Source organism: Streptomyces sp. NPDC031100 (genome assembly GCF_055570785.1).
This window is the reverse complement of record NZ_JBVIGN010000032.1, coordinates 1-4,104: the sequence shown is the minus strand read 5'-3', so window position 1 is coordinate 4,104 and position 4,104 is coordinate 1. Positions and strand designations below refer to the sequence as shown.

The following is a 4,104-nucleotide window of genomic DNA, read 5'->3' as shown; positions in this document are numbered from 1 at the left end:
TAGCGCTTCAGTTGGTTGTGACCGCTCTTCCGTGAAGACTACGTCGTTTCAAGCAGCCTCGCCGGGGCCGATCCGAGCGTATGGACCGGCACGGCGGCCCTCGCCATCCGCGGCCGGATCCGGCAGGACGGACACGAGGGCGAGGCGCCAGTGGCGTGATCAATCAGTAGGAGTAGACAGGGATCGCGAAGGGGAACTGCTCAGCCCTCTCTCGTGTCCTTTACCGTGGACTCCGGCAATTCCAGGCTTCTGGTCCGTACGCGGCGAGGTGGTTTGTGGCAGCAGGCTACGTAAGGCGCCCCACCGCCGTCATCCTGACGGCTCTCCCGCTGGAGTACGAGGCCGTACGGGCCCACCTCACCGAAGTCGAGAAGCTCCTGCACCAGCCCACCGGCACCCGCGCCGAGCGCGGCCGGCTCGACGGCACCCCGTGGTACGTCGCCCTCGCGGAAATCGGCGAGGGCACCCTCACCGCCGCCGCCATCACCGAGCGCGTCAACACCTGGCTGAAGCCTGAGGTGCTGTTCCTCGTCGGAGTCGCGGGCGGGCTCAAGGACGACATCAAGGTCGGCGATGTCGTCGTCGCCACCAAGGTGTACGGCATCCAGGGCGGCAAGCAGACCCCCGAAGGCTTTCTCGTACGCCCCGAGGCCTGGCACTCCTCCTACCGCCTGGAGCAGGCCGCCCGCCACGCCCTGCGCGGCAAAGCCCACTTCAAGCCCATCGCCGTCGGGGACGTCGTCCTGGCCGACGCCGAGTCCGCGATCGCACGCCACCTCCACGAGCACTACAACGACGCCGTCGCCATTGAGATGGAAAGCGCCGGCGTTGCCCACGCCGCCCACCTCACCGGCAAGCTGGACACGCTGATCATCCGCGGCATCAGCGACAAGGCCGACACTCAGAAGCACGAACGGGACGCGGAGGGCTCCCAGCGCGAGGCCGCAAGGAACGCGGCCGCAGCCGCCATCGGCGTACTCCAGGACCTGGAGCCAACCACCGAGTCACCCGATGATGTCCGCCTCCGGGACTACCTCACAGCCGCCAGGAACGCAGCTCAGCGGCACCCCTATCCACTCGTCATCAACATCTCCGAAGAGAAACGACGGCTCCCCGCCGTTTACCAAGGCCAGCAGGCAACTCTGCAGCGCCCACCTGCGGGCGGCGACGAGCAGAGCGGCGCGCTTGGCCCCGATACCGGCCCGTCGCCAGCCGAGGAAATCCTGGCCGGGGAGCAAACAACCGTAGTGATCTCCGGACCGGGCGGCGGCAAGTCCAGTCTGCTGCGCACCCGCCTCGCAAACGGGGCCGAGAGCTGGCTAACCGGGCCCGGCGAAGACGTTGTGCCTGTGCTGGTCCGGGCCACGGCCCTGGTCGGACCGCTTTCCGAGGCTCTCGCCGCAGCTGTCAAGACCGAGCTCGCCAGGGAGAATCTGAGGGCTTCACTGCCCCCGGCGTTCTTCGCCACCCCGCCGCGGCCGGACGTCCGCTGGCTGGTGCTGGTCGACGGCCTGGACGAGATCCCCGACGCGGACACCCGACGCCAGATCCTGCGCTGCATCGCCGACGCCGCTAAGGACCCGCACGCCGACCTGTACCGGTTCGCTGTAGCCACCCGTCCCCTGCCCGACGGCGAACTCGACATCCTCGGACCCGAGGTGCCCCGCTACGACCTGCAGCCCTTCAACCGTGATGACATGCAGCAGGTCGCCGCCCGCTGGTTCGGCCTCTTCCAACTGCCCGATGCCACTGAGAAAGCCCACCAGTACATCGAGGCTCTGGCCCAGGCCCGACTGACCGAGCTGGCCCGCATCCCACTGATGGCCTCCGTACTCTGCCAGCTCCACGCCGCGAACCCTCGTAAGCCGCTTCCCAAAGACCGCACCGGCGCCTACGAAGAGTTCGTCACACTGATCTATGAACAAAACGCCCACAAAGAAGTCAAGAACATCCACGACAGGGCCATCACCGCCCTGACGGAATCCTTCCAGATCCCCTCAGAAAGGGCCGCCGTCAAAGCCGCGGCAGTGCAAGTGCAAAACAAGCTCCCAGAGCTGATCGAGTACCTCGCCTACCGGCGCCCCACCGGCGTCGCTGGAACTGGCCTCCCGTTCGAGATACTGGCCGAGCAGCCAGCACTACTCGCTCACCTCCGCCGTATACGGATCGCTGACCTGGCAGTTGAGGTGCTGGCCGAGCACCCACTCGCTCACTGCCCCAACAAGGTGGACCGGGAGGACTGGAATCGCTTTCTAGGCACGCTTTTACGAGCAACCGGCCTAGTGACCGAAGTCGCAGGCGACTTCTTCTTCCTCCACCAGACGTTCCTGGAATATCTCGCCGCCCGCTACGCCGCGCGTGACTCCCGTGCCGCGGCTCGCGCGCTCCACCGGCTTTTTCACCAACCTCTTCGGGACGACAGCCTCCTCACCAGGTCACCAAGCGTCAGTCTGAGGTTGCGGCTCGGAAGGTACTGGAATCCTCCGCGGCAAAGCTGGTCCTATGTAGGCTTTTTCATCGATGCCGTGCTGCCCAACCCCGAGCTGAGCCGGCTGTGCACCCGATACCTGGCCCGTCTGGCTTCTCCCCGAGCAGGCCCGTCTGGCTACGCTTTCCTCGGCGAGCAAGTCCAATTGCGCACCCGACTCCCTGAGGAAGTCCTCCGCGCGGCCGGCGACCATCTGCACGCCTTGGCCACGGACAACACCTCCAGCGGCGGGTTACGCGTCCAGGGGGCGGAACAGCTGGCCAGGCTGGACGATCCCCGCGGCCGCGCCCTTCTGCATGCCTTGGCCACCGACACCACCCTCCGCAGCGACGACCGCATGCGGGCCGCCGAGGCGCTGGCCAGGCAGGGCGATGCCCGTGCTGCGGACCTCTACGCTTCGCTCGTCACTGACACCACCCTTGATGACTATGAGCGCGTACGGGCCGCCGAGGCACTGGCCGAGCTGGACACCCCCCGCGCCACGGATCTCTGCGCCTCGCTCGCCACCGACTCCGGCTTCCGCAGCGACTTGCGCGTGCGGGCCGCCGAGGCACTGGTGGGGCTGGGCGACTCCCGCGCCACCGACCTGCTGCACACCTTGGCCACCGACACCACCCTCGGCGGCGCCCGCGTGCGGGCCGCCGAGGCACTGGCAGGGCTGGGCGACTCCCGCGCCACCGACCTGCTGCACACCTTGGCCACCGACACCACCCTCCGCAGCGACGACCGCATGCGGGCCGCCGAGGCGCTGGCCAGGCAGGGTGACGCCCGTGCTGCGGACCTTTACGCCTTGCTCGTCACTGACACCACCCTTGATGACTATGAGCGCGTACGGGCCGCCGAGGCGCTGGCCGAGCTGAACGACTCCCGCGTCCGCGACCTCTACGCCTCGCTCGCCACCGACACCACCCTCCGCAGCGACGACCGCGTGCGGGCCGCCGAGGCACTGGTGGGGCTGGGCGACTCCCGCGCCACCGACCTGCTGCACACCTTGGCCACCGACACCACCGTCGAGGACATCCTCCGCATGATGGCGGCCGCGAAGCTGGCCAGGCTGGGTGACCCTAGGGCCCCCGGTCTGCTGCACGCCTTGGCTACCGACACCACGTTCGTATTCCACGAGTGGGCGGTCTTGGAGCTCCGCGTGCTGCGTGATCCTCGCGCCGCCGAGTTGGATAAACAGATCGTGTCGCAGCGTTCGAGAAGACGTCGCAGGAAGATCAGTTGACAGGCTCACCCACGCTGTTGATCCCTACACGGCCGAGTGAGTCAGCATTGTCCAACCTCGGCTTCAAGCGCTGGGGTGGAGAGCGAGGATCGCCTGGACCGGACGGGTTGGCCATATAGGCCAACCGACGGAATTCGCTGACCTGCTGAAACGCGGGCTGCGGCGTAGAGGCCCCGCGAAGGAGACGGGACTTTCCCACGGCGAATCGCCGTACGCCGGTATGTGATCCGGCCACCCGATCACAAGTCGGGATCCCTGAGCAGGTCCCGTGTTGTGCGTTCCGCCAGTCTTGACTGCCTCGAAGGGGTACGGGGGTGGTTCGGGCTAGGTCGCGTTGTGACCGGCTTGGCTGTCTCCAACTGGCTGGGGTGAGGCTTCGGTGGGACTT

1 protein-coding gene is annotated in these 4,104 nt (G+C 67.4%); it reads left to right on the top strand.

The annotated features are described in order from the left end of the window. Nucleotides 1-275: 275 nt before the first annotated feature. A complete protein-coding gene (locus tag ACZ5DS_RS42480) occupies nucleotides 276-3,716 on the top strand; it encodes a phosphorylase family protein (RefSeq protein ID WP_468249840.1) in 3,441 nt (1,146 codons plus the stop codon). The last annotated feature ends 388 nt before the right edge of the window (nucleotides 3,717-4,104 follow it).